Annotated in this window: 10 protein-coding genes; 2 read left to right on the top strand and 8 right to left on the bottom strand. The window is 65.4% G+C overall.

All coding sequences use genetic code 11. From position 1 onward, the window contains the following. Positions 1 to 2 precede the first annotated feature (2 nt). Positions 3 to 878 (bottom strand): amidohydrolase family protein, encoded by an 876-nt coding sequence (locus GJV26_RS23625; protein WP_155711118.1) that lies wholly within the window; start codon positions 876 to 878, stop codon positions 3 to 5. Positions 879 to 1,004: 126 nt separating this feature from the next. Here GJV26_RS23625 and GJV26_RS23620 point away from each other — a divergent pair, with 126 nt between their 5' ends. After that, positions 1,005 to 1,928: a LysR substrate-binding domain-containing protein gene (locus GJV26_RS23620; RefSeq protein ID WP_155711117.1), complete on the top strand. Its 924-nt coding sequence runs from the start codon at positions 1,005 to 1,007 to the stop codon at positions 1,926 to 1,928. A gap of 4 nt (positions 1,929 to 1,932) precedes the next feature. On the opposite strand, the gene GJV26_RS23615 is transcribed toward GJV26_RS23620, so the two are convergent. The 4 genes from GJV26_RS23615 to GJV26_RS23600 form a co-directional block, all read right to left on the bottom strand. Beyond that, on the bottom strand, positions 1,933 to 2,973 hold the full coding sequence (locus GJV26_RS23615) for a porin (RefSeq protein WP_155711116.1): 1,041 nt from the start codon (positions 2,971 to 2,973) through the stop codon (positions 1,933 to 1,935). Positions 2,974 to 3,037: 64 nt separating this feature from the next. Continuing rightward, positions 3,038 to 4,333 carry a C4-dicarboxylate transporter DctA gene (gene dctA / locus GJV26_RS23610; RefSeq protein ID WP_155711115.1) on the bottom strand — a complete coding sequence of 432 codons (1,296 nt, stop codon included), beginning with the start codon at positions 4,331 to 4,333 and terminating at the stop codon, positions 3,038 to 3,040. Between the two features lie 533 nt (positions 4,334 to 4,866). Beyond that, complete coding sequence (locus tag GJV26_RS23605) at positions 4,867 to 8,028, bottom strand: TonB-dependent receptor (protein WP_155711114.1); 3,162 nt, start codon at positions 8,026 to 8,028, stop codon at positions 4,867 to 4,869. A gap of 93 nt (positions 8,029 to 8,121) precedes the next feature. Beyond that, complete coding sequence (locus GJV26_RS23600) at positions 8,122 to 11,121, bottom strand: TonB-dependent receptor (RefSeq protein WP_173346257.1); 3,000 nt, start codon at positions 11,119 to 11,121, stop codon at positions 8,122 to 8,124. A 298-nt stretch (positions 11,122 to 11,419) separates the two neighbouring features. On the opposite strand from GJV26_RS23600, the gene GJV26_RS23595 reads away from it, so the two are divergent. Further along, positions 11,420 to 12,733, top strand: a complete 1,314-nt coding sequence (locus GJV26_RS23595) for an SGNH/GDSL hydrolase family protein (protein WP_229419409.1) — start codon at positions 11,420 to 11,422, stop codon at positions 12,731 to 12,733. Between the two features lie 242 nt (positions 12,734 to 12,975). On the opposite strand, the gene GJV26_RS23590 is transcribed toward GJV26_RS23595, so the two are convergent. The 3 genes from GJV26_RS23590 to GJV26_RS23580 all read right to left on the bottom strand — a co-directional run bounded on the left by GJV26_RS23590 (position 12,976) and on the right by GJV26_RS23580 (position 17,994). Further along, positions 12,976 to 13,170, bottom strand: a complete 195-nt coding sequence (locus GJV26_RS23590) for a hypothetical protein (protein ID WP_155711111.1) — start codon at positions 13,168 to 13,170, stop codon at positions 12,976 to 12,978. Between the two features lie 89 nt (positions 13,171 to 13,259). Further along, positions 13,260 to 14,030, bottom strand: a complete 771-nt coding sequence (locus GJV26_RS23585; RefSeq protein WP_155711110.1) for a nuclear transport factor 2 family protein — start codon at positions 14,028 to 14,030, stop codon at positions 13,260 to 13,262. 121 nt (positions 14,031 to 14,151) lie between these two features. Continuing rightward, positions 14,152 to 17,994, bottom strand: coding sequence for a beta-galactosidase (locus GJV26_RS23580; protein ID WP_155711109.1), 3,843 nt, complete (start codon positions 17,992 to 17,994; stop codon positions 14,152 to 14,154). Between the last annotated feature and the right edge of the window lie 61 nt (positions 17,995 to 18,055).

Here is an 18,055-nt window from a genome sequence, read left to right as displayed (position 1 = left end):
GTTCAGAGCGGATCGAAGCCGTAGAGCTGTGCCGGGTTATCGACGAGAATTTGCTTGCGTACCTTGTCGCTTCCGGTAAATTCGTGGAACAGATTCACCAGCTCGCCGTCGTTCGGCATGTCGTGGGAAATATTCGGATGCGGCCAGTCCGTACCCCAAAGCAGGCGCTCCGGTGCCGTGGCGATCAGTTCCTGGGCGAACGGGACAGCGTCATTGAAGGGGCGCTTGCCGGTCGAGACGCGCTCGGCACCGCAGATCTTCACCCAGGCCAGCGGATTCTCACGCAGTAATGACAGCAGCAACTGGAACGGACGCTGCCCGATCCCCTGCGCAGCGCGGACACGCCCCATATGGTCGATGACGAACGGCACGGTGATTTTGCGCAGCAATGCCTGCTGTTCAGGGATGTCCTCGGCGTCAAAGTGCAGCACCATGTGCCAACCGAGCGGTGCGATCCGCTGCGCCATCGTCTCGATGACGGCCACGTCGGGTACACCGCCCAGATGCTTTACGAAGTTAAAGCGAATTCCCCGAATTCCTCCAGCATGCAGATCGGCCAGTTCGCTGTCGGAGATCTCGGGACGGACATTGGCGACACCGCGATAGGCGCCATTGCTCGACCGGATCGCGTCGAGCGTAACGGTATTGTCGACGCCGTGGCAGCTGGCGTGGACGATCACAGCACGGGAGATGCCGAGCCGGTCGTGCAGTGCGCGCAGTGCTTCGACAGGCGCGTCGGGCGGTGTATAGGTACGATCCGGTGCATAGGGAAATTTTGCAGCAGGTCCGAACACGTGGCAGTGCGCATCGCAGGCGCCGCGAGGCAGGCGATAAGCCGGTCGCACAGGATTGGCGTCGGGAGGCAAGCAAGTTTTCATGGTGGTTCCTTTAGAGATAACTGGCCAGCGCCTATGCGCTGAACGTGGATTCATTGTGACAATCCCTTCTTACCGATACAATGCCGATATCCCACTAGCTCCTATGCCGTATTCACATACCGCAAAATGAACCTTGACCAGCTTGAAGCCTTCGTACACGTCGCGGAGCTGAGCAGCTTCACGCGAGCATCTGCCATTCTTGGCCGCACCCAGCCGGCACTCAGCCGGCTCGTTCGGCAGCTGGAAGTGGAGTTGCGGCAGAACCTGCTCCTTCGCAATGGCCGCGGTGTTGTATTGACGGAGGCCGGCAAGGTGCTGCTCGAGCACAGCAAGGGGATCCTGCACCAGGTGGAAGGCGCGCGAGACGCATTGAAGAACCTGCAGGGATCGCTCGACGGCCAGTTCAAGATTGGCCTGGCGCCCAGCGTTGCGCGCTTTGCCACGCTGGCCCTGGTACGCAGCTTTCAGGCGCAGTTTCCGCAGGCAACGATTGCCGTCTCGGAAGGATTGTCGAGCTATCTCGTCGAATGGCTGGCGATGGGACGGATCGACGCAGCCATCCTGTATGACACGGGCGAGACGCCGCTGATCGACAAACGGACACTGTTCACCGAAGAGATCTATCTGATCAGCCGGGCCAATGCCGACATGCCCGACACAATCTCCATGGCCGAGCTGGCGCGCTACCCGCTCATCATCCCCGGCCGCCAGCATGCGATCCGTACGCTCGTCGAGATGTGTGCATCGGAGCGTCGTGTGCAGCTTGACATCGCCCTGGAAATCGATGCTGTGCCGCCGCTGCTCGACTTGGTAGATGAAGGCCATGGCCATGCCGCTCTGCCCCTCAACGCGATCCTGGCGGATGCGCGCCAGCGGCGTTTCCGCTGCACACGGATCGTCGACCCGGTCATCCGCGGGCGGATGGCACTGGCCACGAACAACCAGCATCCAATGTCCCGGCTGGCGACCCGCGCGGTGGCGATGCTCGAAAGCGAGATCATGCCGCTTTACGAGGCGCGCCAGAAAAACATCGACGCGTATCTGGGCTGACGCGTCAGAACAGGTGGCGAATGCCCAGCGCATAGCTGCTGCCACTCGCCTTGCCATGGATCTTGTCGTATAAGTATGTGACGTAGACGTCGGTACGACGCGACAGATAATGGTCGTAGCCGATACCTAGGGTATCGCGGCGCGCCACGGCGGCGGCTGGATTGCGCCCTGTTGTCGTGGCCCAGGAAGCGAGGATCGAACCGCCTTGCGTAACCGGCACCGCGGTACCAAGCTGCCAGGTACGGGAAGCGATGTCGGTCACCGCATTATCGGTCGTTTGCACCGACGCATAGAGTCTTGCCCATCCCGCGTCGTACGACAGGCCGGTGAGGTACGCTTTCTGTCCCGTCGACGGCGCCACGGCAGCGGTGCGCATACGCTGCGCAGATAGCACGGCAGTGAGCTTGCCTCGCACGTAACGCCAATGCAGGCCCGCATTGGCGATGCCTGACTTACCTGCGGTCTCGCCCGGTGCATAGACGATCGTCGTACCCAGACCACCGAACGTGGGCGCGATGTACTGGATCGTGTTGTTCCATACGGTATCGCCAATCACCGTACTGCCGAATGCCGCTACATAACTCTGGACGACAAGCGGAGAGAACACGACCGATGCGCCGAATGGATTGACTTGCTGCATCGACAGATAGTAGGGCGAAGTGTGCCGGCCGAGTGTCAACTGGCCGAACCGGCCCGCAAGCCCTACCCAGGCGCTCCGGGAAAAACCAGCGGGATCGGCAGCGGTGCGGCCTGCGCCGCCGGTATCAGGTTGAAAGAACTGCTCCAGCTGGAACACGGCCTTCATGCCATCATCGAGGTCTTCGCTGCCGCGCACGCCCCACCAGGACGTCGTGAGGCCGCCGGAACCGATCACAGCGGTGTGTGCAGTACTGTCGCTGCGTCTGATGCTGCCGGCATAGGTACCGAGCAGGCCGTACAGCTGGACGCCGTCGGCCGCGTGGACAGCGACGAGCGGAAGCAGTGCTGATGCAAAAAAAGAAAAGGCAATAAGACGGCCAGCGGCCGTGCGGTGTGGCCTGCACATGGATGTCTCCCGGATTGGGGCCAGCAAGCTCCGACGGCCTGCATGGCAAGTAGAGGAAGAGCGATTATTCGCGGTTGAGAACGCGCTGCAGCGTCTCGGTGTCAAGCGCCTTTTCCCATTTCGAGATGACGATCGTTGCCACCGCGTTGCCGATCAGGTTCGTCGGCGTAAGGCCTTCGGAGAGCAAGCGATGTACGCCGAGAATCATGGCAACGCTGGCTACCGGAATGGAGCCCACTGTGGACAGTGTCGCGGCAAGGACGACGAACGCAGCCCCCGCCACGCCGGCGGCCCCCTTGGATGTCAGCAGCAGGACTCCCAACAGCGTAATCTGCTGCGTCAGGTCAAGTGGGGTATTGGTGGCCTGTGCCAGGAAAACAGTGACACTGGCAAGGTACAGGCAGGTGCCGTCGAGGTTGAACGAATAGCCGGTCGGGATGATCAGGCCGACGACGCTGGGCTTGCAGCCCAGACGCTCCATCTTCGTCAGCATCTGTGGCAGAACGCTTTCCGACGAGGTCGTTGCCAGGCAAACGAGAATCTCTTCACGCAGGTAGCGCATGAGCTTGAACAGACTGAAGCCACACAGCCGTGAGATCGGACCGAGGATCGCAAAAATGAAGACCAGGCACGTGATGTAGAAGCACAGCAGCAAATTGCCCAGCGACAGCAGCGCGGATGCTCCATATTTGCCAACCGTGAATGCGATCGCGCCAAAAGCGCCGATCGGAGCGGCCCACATGACGATGGCCACCATGCCGAAAAATACCTTGGAGAGGCCTTCCAGCAGGCTGATGACGGGCTTGCCGATATCGCCCGCCTTCACGAGCGCGCAGCCAAGCAGTACCGACACCAGCAGTACCTGCAAAATGTGGCCTTCGGAAAACGATCCCACCATTGTGGACGGAATAATGTTCATCACGAACGGAATGATCCCGGCATCATGGCCCTGCGCCACATAACTCTTGATCGAATTCGTGTCCAGGTTCGATGCATCGACGTTCATGCCCGCGCCCGGTTGCCACAGGTTGACCATGACCAGGCCCACGATCAGGGCAATGGTCGTCATGACTTCAAAGTAGATGAGTCCCTTGATGGCAACGCGTCCGACGCGCGACATGTCATCCATCTTGGCAATACCCAGCACGACGGTGCAAAAGATGATTGGCGCGATCAGCATGCGGATCAGCTTGATGAAGCCATCCCCCAGGGGCTGCATCCTGGTTCCCAGGTCGGGGGCGTAGTGCCCGAGCAAGATGCCCAGGGCCATCGCAACCAGCACCTGCACCCATAGTTGTCCGTACCAGCGGCGCCGGGCTGGATTCTTTGTTACGGTGACCCCTGCGGCGTTTGTCAACATTGCTTGTCTCCTTTATCTGATGAGGGTGGACGCGGGCTTTTACCCGCTTATTCCCTGCAACGATTCTGTCAGACTGGAAGAAACATACAACATTCATAACCCACTAGCTGCTATGTGAAAAATACATAGCTGGACAAGCGGTCAGCGTGGGTGGAGTGGGACAGCGTGGCAGCTGATCCGCACCTGTGCGCAGATTTCGGCACAGGTTAACAGTGACACGGCGCAGGCGGCGACAATCGCGTTGGACTGTCGGTCATCGCCACCGACGCCCGGGTGACGGGAACTGCCCTGGAGCGGGCCGGACCATACGCCTTCGACTGGCTTGACGAGCGTAACTCGACCTATCCCCGCATCGCGCCGGGATCGCGGCAGCGTACCTCGCGAATGCCGGCCGCTGCCCGGCACCACATGCAAGCGCGGGGTCTTCCGCCGCGATCCCGCGGCAGGATGCAAACCCGGCAGCGGCAAGCGCATCCTCACGGACAGCCGGTGGGAGGATTCGATGCCGCTGTATCTGCCGGGAGGATAGTGCGTCAGAACTTGTAGCTCGCCCCCAGCACGAGCGTACGGCCCGAACGCACGTACAGCAGCGTGTCCTGGCGCTGCGTATCGTTGTAGTAGCGGGTCGGTTCGTTCGACAGGTTCTGCGCCTCGAACGAGATGCGCAGCTGCGGCGTGACCTGGTACGACGTGCTCATGTCGTACGTGGTGGAGGCATCCGCGACCAGGTAGTCGTGGCCGTCCACGTTGCCGCGGATGGCCCGATAGTAGCTGGAGCGGTAGGCGCGCGAGACGCGGGCGCTGAACTTCTCGTCGTCGTAGTACAGCGTGAAGTTGTTCGCGCGCGGCGACAGGCCCGTGAAGTTCGTGATGATCGACAGCTCCTCGTTGGTGGTCGTGCGCGGGTTGTCCAGGCGCGTCAGGTACTTGATCTTCGACTTCACGCGCGTCACGTTGGCCATCATGCCGAAGTTCGACCAGGCGCCGGGCAGGAACGAGAACGGCGTCTGCCACGAGAATTCCGCGCCGTTCAGCGGGCCGCCGCTGGTGTTGACCTGGCGGCTGACCGTCACGAGCGTATCGGGCTGCGTGGGGCACGCTGGCGTGCCGCCGGTGATCGAGCAGCCGGTGGAGGTCTGCAGCAGGTCGTTCGGAATGCCCAGCGACGAGTAGGTCTGCAGCTCGGACACGCCCTGGATGAACGACTTCATGTCCTTGCGGAAGATGCCCAGGCCCACCATCGCGTTCTTCGCGTAGTACCACTCGCCCTGCACGTCGAAGGTGTTGGCGCGGATCGGGTCCAGGTTCGGATTGCCGATCGAGACCGACTGGCCCGTCGTGTTGACGGAAACCGACGGCGTCAGGCCCACGTAGTCGGGGCGCGACAATACCTTGCCGGCCGAGAAGCGCAGGAACACGTCGTTCGGCAGGATCGCCGTCAGGTTCAGCGCCGGCAGCCAGTCGCGGTATTTCTTGTAGCCGTAGTTCGGCGTCAGCTGGCCGTTGACGTTGATGAGCGCCATCGACGACAGCTTCGTCTCGGCGCCGCGCACGCCCAGGTTGCCGCGGAACGTCACCGGGCCCACGTCGTAGTTGAAGTCCACCATCCCGAACACCGCGTTGATCTTTTCCTCCACGTTGCGGTTCGACTGGGTGAGGTAGTTGTACTCGGAACCCGGCACCGCGGCGCAATGGCATTCGATATCCCACGCGGCGCGGAACTTGTCCAGGTCCACCGTGGCCCACGATGTCGGCACGCCGGTGCCGCCCAGGTTCTTGCCGAAACCGGTGATCTGCTGGGTATAGTCGGCCACCGTGGTGCCGGCCGGCAGCGTCAGGCCGTTGCCGCCGGAACCGAGCTCCAGGTTGGTCCAGCGGTTCTTGCGCGCCGAGAAGCCGGTCTTGAGCGTGATATGGTCGTTGACTTCCCATTCGACGTCGGCCTGCGTGGTCTGCAGCCGGTTGGTGGTCTTCAGGTAGCGGCCCACGAACTGGCCATGCAGCGTGCCGTTGGCTTCCTGCGGACCGAACGTGAAGTTCTTCGGGTCCGACACGTCGATGCCGAAGTTCAGGATCGGCACGTTGCGGTTCTGGCGGAAGTCGAACGAAAAGCCATCCACGTTCGGCGCATCGAACTGCACGGTGGCGCGCATGGGCTCGTCCAGCTTCGAATCCGATACGCCGTGCATGAAGTTGCCGCGCAGCGTGTCGCTGAAGCGGTGGCCGACCGTGAACACGTGCTGCTTGAAGATGGTCTTGTACACATCGACCAGGCCTTCGCTGCGGATGTCGACATCGTTGAACTTGCCGTAATCCCAGCTGCCGTTCTCGTTGAAGTGCGCATCGACGATCGAGGTCTGCGGCTTGCCGTTGGCCTGGTCCATCGTGCGGCCGAACGAGATCGCCGAGATGTAGTTGTCGTAGCGGATGTTGTCGAACTTGCCGTACATGAGGTCGAGGTTGACGTCCGTATCCGCGTTCGGCTTCCATTGCAGCGCGCCGGTCATGCCCAGGCGCTCATAGTCCGTCATCGAACGGCGGAAGCGCGGAATGCGCGGGTGGAACGCACCGTTGCCGGCGGCCGGATTGGCCAGCAGGCCACCGTAGTCGTCGCGGCGGCTGAACACGTCGTTGTAGGCGGCGGCGTTCGACAGGCGGTCGGCACCGGTGCCGCACGAGGTGGCGGTCACGCCTTTCACCGGGTTGTTCGCCGGTGTCTGCGGCGTGACGCCGAGCGGCGAGCAGAAGCCGCCGTCGGTGTTGGCGGCCACGATGCTGACGGCCTCGTAGCCCTCCTCCTGCGCGCGCCGCTTGGACCAGGCGCCGGAGATCAGCGCGCCGAAGCGGCCGTATGGCGTTTCCCAGCGGTCGGAGATCAGGCCGGTCACGCGCGGCTGGGTTTTCTTGCCCATCTCGCGGTACGATTCCTGCAGCCCGAAGCTGATCGTGCGGCCCTTGAAGTCGAACGGCCGGCCGGTACGCAGATCGACCGTGGCGCCCAGCGAACCTTCTTCCACGGCGGCTTCGGAAGTCTTGCGCACCGACAGGCTGTTGAACAGCTCGGACGCGAACACGGAAAAGTCGAAGCCGCGGCCGCGGTTCGTGCTGCCGTTGATGTCCGATGCGCCGGTGGCCGCCACGCCCTCGATGCCGTTGATGCGCACGCGTGTAAAGCCCGCGTTCAGGCCGCGCACGGTGATCTGCTTGCCCTCGCCGCCGTCGCCCCGCTCCAGCGCCACGCCGGGCACGCGCTGCAGCGACTCGGCCAGGTTCGCATCGGGGAACTTGGAGATGTCCTCGGCCTTGATGACGTCGACGATGCCGTCGGCGTTCTTCTTCGTGTTCAGTGCGCTGTTCAGGCTGGCCCGGAAGCCGGTGACGACCACGGTATTGGCATTGGCATCGGCACCGCTGGCCTGGCCCGCGGGCGCTGCCGAGGAACCGCTTGCCGCCTGTGCACCCGATGCACCCGATGCACCAGCAGCTGCGGGCGCCGCTGCCGGTGCCGTTGCCTGTTCCGCCGCCGCCGGCGATTCCACTGCCGGCGTTGCCACGGCCTGCTGCGCTGCCGGCGCCGGTGCATCGACAGCCTGCTGTGCCTGGGCCTGGCTAGCCAGCATGGCCACGGCCATCGAAGTAGCTAGCGCTATCAGCTTGGGTTGAAGGCGAACCGCGTGGTGCTTGTTCTGTTGCATGTCTCATCCTCTTGCGTGGTGGTGAACGTTATAAGTGCTCCGCATGGCGGAACGGGCCGCGCCCGGCAAGGGGCGCGGCCTGGTTGCGGACCGTCAGAACTTGTAGCTCAGGCCCAGCACGGCCGAGCGGCCGGAATGCACATACAGCAGCGTGTCGTTGCGCTGCGTGTCGCGGCCGTAGCGCAGCGGCTCGTCGGTCAGGTTCTGGCCTTCCAGCGACACGCGCAGGTTCGGCGTGAGCTGGTACGAGATGCTGGCGTCATAGTTGGACGATCCGTCGACGACCGTGAAGTCGTGGCCCTGCACGTCGCCCAGCACGGCCAGCAGGTACGACGAGCGGTGCGCCTTCGACACGCGCGCCGAGAACTTCGCATCCTCGTAGAACAGCGTGAGGTTGTGCGCGCGAGGCGACAGGCCGGTGAAGTTGGCCTGCACCTGGAGCTGCTCGTTGGCGGCGGTGTTCGGGTTGTCCACCCGCGTGATGTAGGTGATCTTCGACTTCACATACGTGTAGTTGGCCAGCATCCCGAAATTCTTCCACACGCCCGGCAGGAAGGTGAACGGCGTCTGCACATTGAATTCCAGGCCGTTGAGCGGGCCGCCCGGCGTGTTGACCTTGCGGCTGACCACCACCGAATCGGTCGGCGAGGTCGGGCAGCCCGGCGTGCCGCCGGTGATCGAGCAGCCGCTGAACACCAGCAGGTCGTTCGGCAGGCCCAGCGTGTTGTAGACGGCGCGTTCCGACACGGTCTGGATGAAGCTGTCGATCTCCTTGCGGAACAGGCCCAGCGACACCATGGCGTTCTTGGCGTAGTACCACTCGGCCTGCAGGTCGTACGTGCGGGCGCGGATCGGGTCGAGGTTGCCGTTGCCGATGGCCACGGTGCCGGACTGGCCGGACACGGTGGCCGACGGCGCCAGGTCCACGTATTCCGGCCGCGACAGCGTCTTGCCGGCGGAGAAGCGCAGGTACACGTCCCGCGGCAGCTGCGCGGTCAGGTTCAGCGCCGGCAGCCAGTCGCGGTACTTCTTGGTGACGATGTTCGGCTGCAGCTGGCCGTTCACGTTGAGCAGCGCCATCGACGTGGCCTTGGTCTCGGCGCCGCGCACGCCCACGTTGCCGCGCCAGCCGATGCCACCCCAGTTGTAGTTGAAGTCGACCATGCCGTACAGCGCATCGATCTTTTCCTCGACCGCGCGGTTGGCCTGCGTGAGGTAGGCGTACTGCGAGCCCGGCACCGCGGCGCAATGGCACTCGATGTCGTAGATGGCGCGCAGCTTGTCGAGATCGACGGCGGCCCACGACGACGGCACGTTCGCGCCGAGCCCCTTGCCGAAGCCCGATACCTGCTGGGTGATATCGGCCAGCGTCACGCCGGCCGGCAATGCCAGCCCGTTGCCGCCGGAGGCGATTTCCACGTTGCTCCACGTGTTCTTGCGGTTCGAGTAGCCGCCGCGCAGCGTGAGGTTGTCGTTGACTTCGAAGGCGCCGTTCAGCTCCGTGGTCTTCAGGCGGTTCTGCGTGTTCAGGTAGCGGCCCACGAACTGGCCGTGCAGCGTGCCGTCGGCTTCCTGCGCCGCGAAGGTGAAACTGTTCGGGTTCGACACGTCGATGCCGAAATTGAGTGCCGGAACGTTGCGGTTGTTGCGGAAATCGAACGAGAAGCCGTCCACATTCGGCGAGTCGAACTGCACGGTGGCGCGCATCGGTTCGTCCAGCTCCGAATTCGACGTGCCATGCAGGAAGTTGACCTTGAAGCGGTCGCTGAAACGGTGGCCGCCGGAGAACACGTACTGCTTGAACGTGGTGGTGTAGACGTCGAGCAGGCCTTCGCTGCGGATATCCACGCCGTTGAACTTGCCGTAGTCCCAGCTGCCGTTCTCGTTGAAGTGGGCGTCGACGATCGAGGTCTGCGGCTTGCCGTTCGCCGTCTGCAGCGTGCGGCCGAACGAGATTGCCGAGATGTAGTTGTCGTAGCGCCGGTTGTCGAACTTGCCGTACATGAGGTCGAGGTTGACGTCCGTATCGGACGAAGGCTTCCATTGCAGCGCGCCGGTGATACCGGTGCGCTCGTAGTCGGTCATCGAACGGCGGTAGCGCGGAATGCGCGGGTGGAAGGCGCCGGAGCCCGCCGCCGGGCTGGCGATCGTGCCGCCGTTGTTGTCCGTGCGGCCCATCACGTCGTTCCATGCAGCCAGGTTCGACGTGCGCGGTTCGCCGAAGCCGCAGTTGGCCGCGTTGATGCCCTTCACCGCGCTGCTGGCGGGATTTTGCGCCACGCCCACCGGCGAGCAGAAACCGCCGTCGGCATTGGCGGACAGCAGGTCCACCGCCTCGTAGCCTTCTTCCAGCGCACGGCGCTTCGACCAGGCGCCGGAAACCAGCGCACCCACCTTGCCGTACGGCGTTTCCCAGCGGTCCGACAGCAGTGCCGTCACGCGCGGCTGGGTCTTCTTCGACAGGTCGTTGTAGTTTTCCTGCAGGCCGAAGCTGACGGTGCGCCCCTTGAAATCGAACGGACGGCCGGTGCGCAAATCGACGGTGGCGCCCAGCGAACCTTCCTCGACGGCTGCCTCGGAGGTCTTGCGCACTTCGAGGCTGTTGAACAGCTCCGACGCGAACACCGAAAAATCGAAGCCGCGCCCGCGGTTGGTGCTGCCGTTGATGTCCGACGAGCCGGTGGCCGCCACGCCTTCGATGCCGTTGATGCGCACCCTGGTGAAGCCGGCGCTCAGGCCGCGCACCGTGATCTGCTTGCCCTCGCCGCCGTCGCCGCGCGCCAGCGCCACGCCGGGCACGCGCTGCAGCGACTCGGCCAGGTTCGCATCGGGAAACTTGGCGATGTCTTCCGCCTTGATCACGTCGACGATGCCGTCGGATGCCTTCTTGGTGTTCAATGCGCTGTTAAGGCTGGCCCTGAACCCCGTCACGACGACGACGTTCGGGTCCTGCGGTGTCGCGCTTTCCGCGGCCGTTGCCGGTGGCGCCGGTGGCGCCGCTTCCTGTGCCCAGGCCTGCGTGGCAAGCGTCGATATCGCCAGTGCGATCAACGTTGGCTGCAGGCCCTTCCCCATGTGCTTGCTGGACTTCATGCTGTCTCCTCGCTTTTTTGATGTCACGCTCCGTTTGCCGGAGTCGATTTGATAGTAGGGCGAGTTCATTTTGTTGAGGCGATGCGAGCACCAATCACTCACGGAGTTGAGCCGTAATGGCCTGTTTCGGCGCAAAAGTTGACGATGCTGTGTGCTTTGAACAACGCCGCGCCGTTTTCGGCATGCCGCTTCCATGCTTCCCGCAAGCTTGCGGAACGGCCCTTGCGCACCGCGGCATCGCTGCTTACAGTGTCGCCTGTCCCCCGTACCGCGGGGAGTCATGAACAAGGAGACCGATTTGAAATCATCGTTTGCGCCCGCGCGGCGCCGCCTGCTCGCCGCCACGCTGTCGCTCGCCGCGCTGGCAGGCATGCCATCGGCCCACGCCTTTTCCGAAGCCGGCCAGGGCTGGGCCGGCACGTGGGGCACGGCGCCGGCCGACGCCGCGCCGAAGAATCCGGAGACGTTCACCGGCCAGACCGTGCGGCTGGTCGTCCGCTCCAGCATCGGCGGCGGCAAGGTGCGCATCCGGTTGTCGAATGAACTGGGCGATACGCCGCTGCGGATCGACGCCGCGCACGTGGCGTTGCGGACCAGCGGTGCCGGGGTGGACACGGCGTCGGGCCGCGTGCTCACGTTCGGCGGCCGGCCGTTCGTGGTCATTCCGCTGGGCGCGCCGGTGCTGTCCGACCCGGTGGACCTGGCGGTGCCGGCCCAGGCAGACCTCGCCGTCAGCCTGTATTTGCCGGGCGAAGCGAAGGCGGCCACGATCCACGGCAACGCGTTCCAGACCAGCTACGTGTCCCAGCCCGGCAACTTCGCCGGCGCCGCGACGTTCCCGACGCAGCGCACGATCACGTCGTGGCCGTTCCTGACCGGGGTGGACGTGATGGCGCCAGGGGCCGGCACGATCGTCGCGCTCGGCGATTCGATCACGGATGGCTCGAACACGACCAGGGATGCCAACCGGCGCTGGCCCGACGTGCTCGCGCGGCGCCTGCAGGCGGCCCGGGCGAAGGCGCCGGACGGGCCGGCCGGCGTGCAATCGGTTGCTCAGTTGGGCATCGTCAACCGCGGCATCGGCGGCAACCGGCTGCTGCGCGACCCCGGCGAGTGGCCGCCGTTCGGCCGCGCCGTGCTGGCGCGCTTCGACCGCGACGTGCTGGCCACCGCCGGCGTGCGCCACGTGGTGCTGCTCATCGGGATCAACGACATCGGCCACCCCGGCACCGGCTCGATGCCGGCCGCCGAAGGCCCCACCGCGGAAGACCTGATCGCCGGCTACCGCCAGGTGATCGCCCGCGCCCGCACGCACGGCATCGCGATCCACGGCGCCACGCTGACGCCGTTCGAAGGCACGACCTTCCCCGGCTACTTCACGGCGCCGAAGGAAGCGGTGCGGCAGGCCGTCAACCAATGGATCCGCGAAGGCGGCGAATTCGACTCGGTGATCGACTTCGACCGCGCGCTGCGCGACCCCGCGCGCCCGGCAAGGCTGCAGGCGAAATACGACAGCGGCGACCGCCTGCATCCGAACGATGCCGGCATGGCCGCAATGGCGGAGGCGATTCCACTGGAGATATTTAGCGGCGCGAAGGTGCGGCAGCGCTGAAGTTCAACGCCAATCCCGCCCGCCGAGCTCGTGTCATGGGGTCTGCCCCCCTGACACGAGCTCGGCAGTAGTAGCGTCAGTCGAACAGCTGCACAGGCCGCGCCATCGGGACGAGTTTGGTGGCACAGGCTGCCTGGCATCTTTCTCAGACGGTATCAAGAATCGGATTGCCATGGTTGAGGCTATTGTCGAGGTCGTGTCAGGGTGCCTGGCACCATGACACGGCCTGAGCCGTGAAAGCGTCAGCCGAACGGCCGGACTGCCGTCAACGGCGTGGCGTTTTCCGCGCTGCCGGGCGGGTCGGTTTCGTCGAGCGTGCCTTCGATGCCGTCCCATACCTGCACCAGCGCGGCCCAGCAGGCCAGCATGGGGTCGGTGCGTGTCACCAGTTGGGCGACGTCCGTGTCGTTGCTCAGCTTTACATACGCTGCGTCCATGGAACCTCCTGTCGTTCAGCGACAGGGTGGACCCACGCCGGCTTGCCGTCCGTTAGCTGGCGCACAGTGCGCCGGTATCGCTCCCGGCGTTACAAGCGCTTGCCCTCGTCCACCTGCTGGCCGTCTTCGCGCACGATGAAGCCGGGTATCTTGCCGTCGACCGGCGGCTTGAACTCGACCTCGATGTTGCGGCCCTTGATGAAGAAGGTATTGGCGCTCTTCGGGTACAGCGTCCATGGGCGGCCACCGACGTCGACCGTCAGGTTGCCGCCCTCGCGCTTGAGGACGAACACCGGCTGGGCCTTGGCCGAATAGCTGCCGGCGAACCGGTCCAGCTCCGCCGCGCTCAGCGTGACGGCCGCCGGCGTGTCGGGGTTTTGCAAGGGCTTGTGCTCGTAGCTCAGCGCGCGGGACAGCTTCCAGCCTTTGTTCTCACGCAGCCACAGCATGGTGTACAGCGCCTCGCCCACCGGCACCGCGGCGCCGCCGTTCCGGCTGTTCGTGAATTCATGGCGGCCGGTCAGCACGGCGCCATACACATCGGGACCGCGGTGCAGCAGGTAGGCCTGGCCGTCCTTTTCCTGCGCCGTGCGGCGGATCGCCAGCGTGGCATCGCCGCAGATGTTCTTGCGCACGGAATCCGTCAACGCGGCGCGGCCGGTCAGGCTGCCGGCCACGTCGTGGTAGAACTCGACGTTTTCCGCCGTCAGCGCATCCAGCGCGGCATAATCGCAGCTGTTGTAGGCTTTCCAGTAGGCGGCATCGGCCGCCTTCACTTCGGCCAGCAGGCCCGGGTTGGCGAAGGCCAGCAGCGGCGTGGCGAAACCGATGGCCGCAAGGGCGGCGCGGATGATGGACATAAGTCTCCTGGATATGGTTTTGGTGGACTTGTCATATTAACCATATCCCGGCGGCGAAGTCATCAACAATGTGATCGCCGGGCAGCGTCATGCCGCCCGGCGGCGGACTCGACCACCCTGCTCAGCGGCGATCCTGCGGCGTTGCCACGATCTCCAGCGGCACGCCGCCGCGCACGGTGCGCAGGTTCACCAGCGCCACCGGCTCCAGCGCGTTTTCCTTCCTGCCGTCGGTGGTGACCGCGAGCGCGATCGTGTTCCGCCCGTTCGGGTTCAGGATGCCGGGCGGGATCACGAACGTGCGCTGCGGGCCGATGTGGGCGATGAACTGGCCCATGTTCCAGCCGTTCACGAAGATCAGCGCGCGGTTCTCGCGCTCCGAACGCGGCTTCGACGTATCGCCGAACGCCAGGCCGAGCTGCACATCGTGCGCCTTCGGCAGGTCGAGATCGAAGCTCGTCTTCAGCCAGTAGGTGCCCGCGGCCGGGGGCGCATCGGTCGGCTTCGCCGCCACCCAGCCGGCACCCGCTCCGGCCTTCGCGGTCGCCGGCAGGTGCCAGCCTTCGCGCTCGCCATACAGGCCGCCGTTGTTCAGCGGACCGCGCGCCACGTCGTCCAGCGTTTCGCCGCCCCGGCGGCCCTGGATGCGCCACTCGATCGGCACGGCGAAGCGCTTGCCGCCCTTCGACGTCAGCGATGCGGAAATCAGGCCGCGCGCCTCGCGGTGGTAATCGTCCGCCATCAGGTTCCAGTTGTGCGAGTTGTTGCGCACCATGACGGCGATCACGTGCCTGCCCGGCTTCAAGTCGCCCAAGGCCAGCTTCACGCTGTCGGTGGTTTCCGGGAACGAGCGGCCCGTGTCCATTTCATGCTGGCCGACGAAGCGGCCGTCGATCCACACCTGCACCATGCCGGCGCCGCCGGCGCCATAGAACAGTTCCAGTTGATTGTTCTTCACGTCGGCGATGTCCACATGGCCGCGGTACCACACGTCGCCATGGTGGAAGCCGTAGTCGCTCATCGCCAGCGTGGGCTGGCCGCGCTCGGGCATCGTCCACGTCTGCGCGGCGGAGGCGCGATTGTCCGCCTTCGCCCAGGCTGCGTCGTCGAAACCCGGCTGCGCCTCCGGGCTGTCGGCGCGGCGCGTCCACGGCAGCGCGGCGAGGTCCGGCAGCCTGACGGCCGCCGGTCCGTCGACGGCGTTCGACCGGTGGCTGCCGTCCGGCTGCGCGGCCAGCGACAGCGCCGCGCCGTTGAAGGTGGCGGTACTGAACTTCGGCCCCCAGATCTCGATGGCGCTGGCCGCGGCGGTGTCGCCCGTCAGGGCCAGCTTGCCGCCGGCCAGCGTGGCGCTGCGCACCAGCGCCGGCGTCAGCTGCAGCACCTGGCCGGCGGGGGTTTTCTGCGTCCAGAACCGCAGGCTGGTTTTTTCGTCGGCCAGCAGCAGCAGCAGCGGCGCGCGGCCGCCGCCGGTGATGCGCACCCGCGCCAGGCCGTCGTGGGTATAGCGCAGTGTCAGGTCGCCCTTCGCCGCGTCGTAGTCCGACGAGACCTTGCCGGCCAGGACTTCCACTTTCGGGGCGCCGGTGAAGCGAAGAACCGTCTCGCCGGCTTCGCCGTCGCGGCCGTGCAGCAGCGCGATATCGCGCTCGCCGTTGTTGAAATGCGTCTGCAGCTCGGACGTGGAATACACCAGGTGCTGGCGCTCCAGCGGATAGGCCGCCAGCAGCATCTTGGCATCCTGCCCGTTCAGGCGCAGCGGTACCTTGTAGCTGCCGTCCTTCGTGGCCAGGTCGAACGTGAAACTGTCGTCGCTCAGCAGGTCCGACGGGCTGTGCACGGCCAGCAGCACATGCGCGCCCAGCTTCGGGTTGACGTTGTGGTAGACCTTCACCTTGTCCGACGACGTGGCGATCGCCGGGCCCTTGTCCATCTGCGCCACGGCCTGCTCGGCCGCCTGCACGAACATGCCCTGCTGCTTCAGCGCCAGCGCCTTCGGCCGCAGCCCGCGGTCTTCCGAGATCGGCGCCCCGTAGTCGTACGAGGTATAGACCACGGGCCCGGCAAGCCAGCCCCACGACGTGCCGCCGAACGTCATGTAGACGTTGTGGATCGTGATCCGGTTGATCAGGTTGGTGCCGTAGAACACCCGCTGGTAGCCCTTGCCCTGGCGCTCGGCCGTGCAGGCGTAGGTGCCGTTCGAGCCCCAGTAGTCGAACCAGCCGCCGCCCAGTTCGGCCGCGAAGCCCGGCGTGCCGGGCGACGACAGCGCGCCGGCCTTCGGCCCCGGCTGCGCATACATGCCCCAGTCCGGCGCCTTGTTCGGGCCGGACGGATCGGCGAACACGTTGCAGCTGCCGCCCGGGTAGCCGTCGAACGCGTAGATGTCGGTCGGGCCGCTGTTCGCCCACGGCGCCGTGGAATTCTTCGGCGCCCAGTCGGGCAGGCGCCCCGCCGCGTTGTGGAAGAACGGTACCGTGATGCCGTCGGCGCGCGCCTTCTTCGCCAGGTGGTCCATCTGGCGCACGTGCTTCGGCTCCACCTTGCCCAGCTCGTTCTCGAGCTGGTAGGCGATGATGTTGCCGCCGCCGTCGCTGATCTGGTGCCGCGCGATGATCGCGTTAATCTGCGTCATCCACTCGTCCGCCGCGGCGAGATAGGCCGGGTCGTCGGTGCGGGCTTCCGCGCGGCTGCGGAACATCCAGCCCGGGTAGCCGCCGCCCGTCAATTCCGCGTTCACGTATGGGCCGGTGCGGGCGATGATGTACATGCCCTCCTCCTCGGCGATCTCGATCGCGCGTTCCACGTTGCGGATGCCGGCGAAGTCGTACACGCCGGGTTCAGGCGAGTGGTAGCCCCAATCGAAGTAGAACGCGATGCCGTTGAAGCCCACCGCCTTCATCTTCTGGATCACGTCGCGCCACAGCGAAGGGCTGGGCAGGCGGAACGGATGCACCTCGCCGGACCAGACGACGATGCGCCTGCCGTCCACCATCATCGAGTGCTCGTCCCACGAGACTTTCCTCGGCTGGCCTTTCGGCTTCGTCGCCGCGGCGAATGCCTTGCGCTCCTCGGGAATGACCGACGCGGTGCCGATCATGCCGGACACGCCGCCCACCTTCGCCTTCGGCGACCAGGTGCGCAGGTTGTCGCGGCTGTCGGCGTACCAGTAGGCGCGGCCGCCGGCATCGCGGAAATACGCGCGCCAGGCCCCATCGGCCAGCCTGACGAGAGACTGGCCGCCGGACGATGCGCCCCACCCGGACCAGTCGCCCTGTTGCGTCACCGTCCACGGACCGGCCGGCGCCGGCGCCGTGGCCAGTTCCAGCATGCCGGTGGAGGGATTGCGTACCAGCGCGGCGTAGCCGCTGTCGGTGGCCGCGATGGCGGCCGCGCCGGACAGGCCCTGCACGGCCTGCGGTGCCGACCACCGCGTGAAGCCGGCGTCCGGCGCCACGATGTACGTCTGCGCGCCCGCCGCGACGACCACCTTCACCGCGCCGTTCTTTTCCTTCACCCAGCGCGGCGCCGAAAGCTGCGCGCCGCCGGCCAGCGCCAGCGGCGCGGTGCGCACCGTTTCCCACGCCTTCAGGTCGCGCGAGCGCGCGATGCCCAGGCCGGCGCCCTGCGCGTAGACGGCGTAGTACTGCCCGTCGTGCCGCACGATGGATGGATCGGCCAGCGCCGTGCCGCCCGGCGCGTGCGCCTCCGATGCGAACGTGGTGAACGTCACGCCATCGCCGGACGAATACACGCTGAACTTTCCTTCCGCCGACAGCGGCACGGCCGCCATCAGGAACACCGGCGCGTTCGCGCTGGTGCCGGCCTGCGACTGGCGCTGCTGCGTATCGGAAGCCTGTGGAATACCCAGTTCCTGCGCACCGGCCTGCAGTGCGAAGGCGGCAAGACCGAACTGAAGAAGATGGGGAAGGCAGCGGCGGCGGAACGAGGCGGGAATCTTGGGCATCGGCTTCTATGAATGGTCTGTCGGATGGTGACAGATCATAAGGCCTTTTGCCTGTGTGACA

The sequence above is a fragment of the Pseudoduganella dura genome (genome assembly GCF_009727155.1).
GTDB lineage: Bacteria > Pseudomonadota > Gammaproteobacteria > Burkholderiales > Burkholderiaceae_D > Rugamonas > Rugamonas dura.
This window is presented reverse-complemented; position numbering and strand designations above follow the sequence as displayed.

What these genes read in the sequence shown, in the direction of transcription:
- GJV26_RS23625 (WP_155711118.1), bottom strand. Translation starts at nt 878, where the DNA reads ATGAAAACTTGCTTGCCTCCCGACGCCAATCCTGTGCGACCGGCTTAT.
- GJV26_RS23620 (WP_155711117.1), top strand. Translation starts at nt 1,005, where the DNA reads ATGAACCTTGACCAGCTTGAAGCCTTCGTACACGTCGCGGAGCTGAGC.
- GJV26_RS23615 (WP_155711116.1), bottom strand. Translation starts at nt 2,973, where the DNA reads ATGTGCAGGCCACACCGCACGGCCGCTGGCCGTCTTATTGCCTTTTCT.
- dctA (WP_155711115.1), bottom strand. Translation starts at nt 4,333, where the DNA reads ATGTTGACAAACGCCGCAGGGGTCACCGTAACAAAGAATCCAGCCCGG.
- GJV26_RS23605 (WP_155711114.1), bottom strand. Translation starts at nt 8,028, where the DNA reads ATGCAACAGAACAAGCACCACGCGGTTCGCCTTCAACCCAAGCTGATA.
- GJV26_RS23590 (WP_155711111.1), bottom strand. Translation starts at nt 13,170, where the DNA reads ATGGACGCAGCGTATGTAAAGCTGAGCAACGACACGGACGTCGCCCAA.
- GJV26_RS23580 (WP_155711109.1), bottom strand. Translation starts at nt 17,994, where the DNA reads ATGCCCAAGATTCCCGCCTCGTTCCGCCGCCGCTGCCTTCCCCATCTT.
- GJV26_RS23585 (WP_155711110.1), bottom strand. Translation starts at nt 14,030, where the DNA reads ATGTCCATCATCCGCGCCGCCCTTGCGGCCATCGGTTTCGCCACGCCG.
- GJV26_RS23600 (WP_173346257.1), bottom strand. Translation starts at nt 11,121, where the DNA reads ATGAAGTCCAGCAAGCACATGGGGAAGGGCCTGCAGCCAACGTTGATC.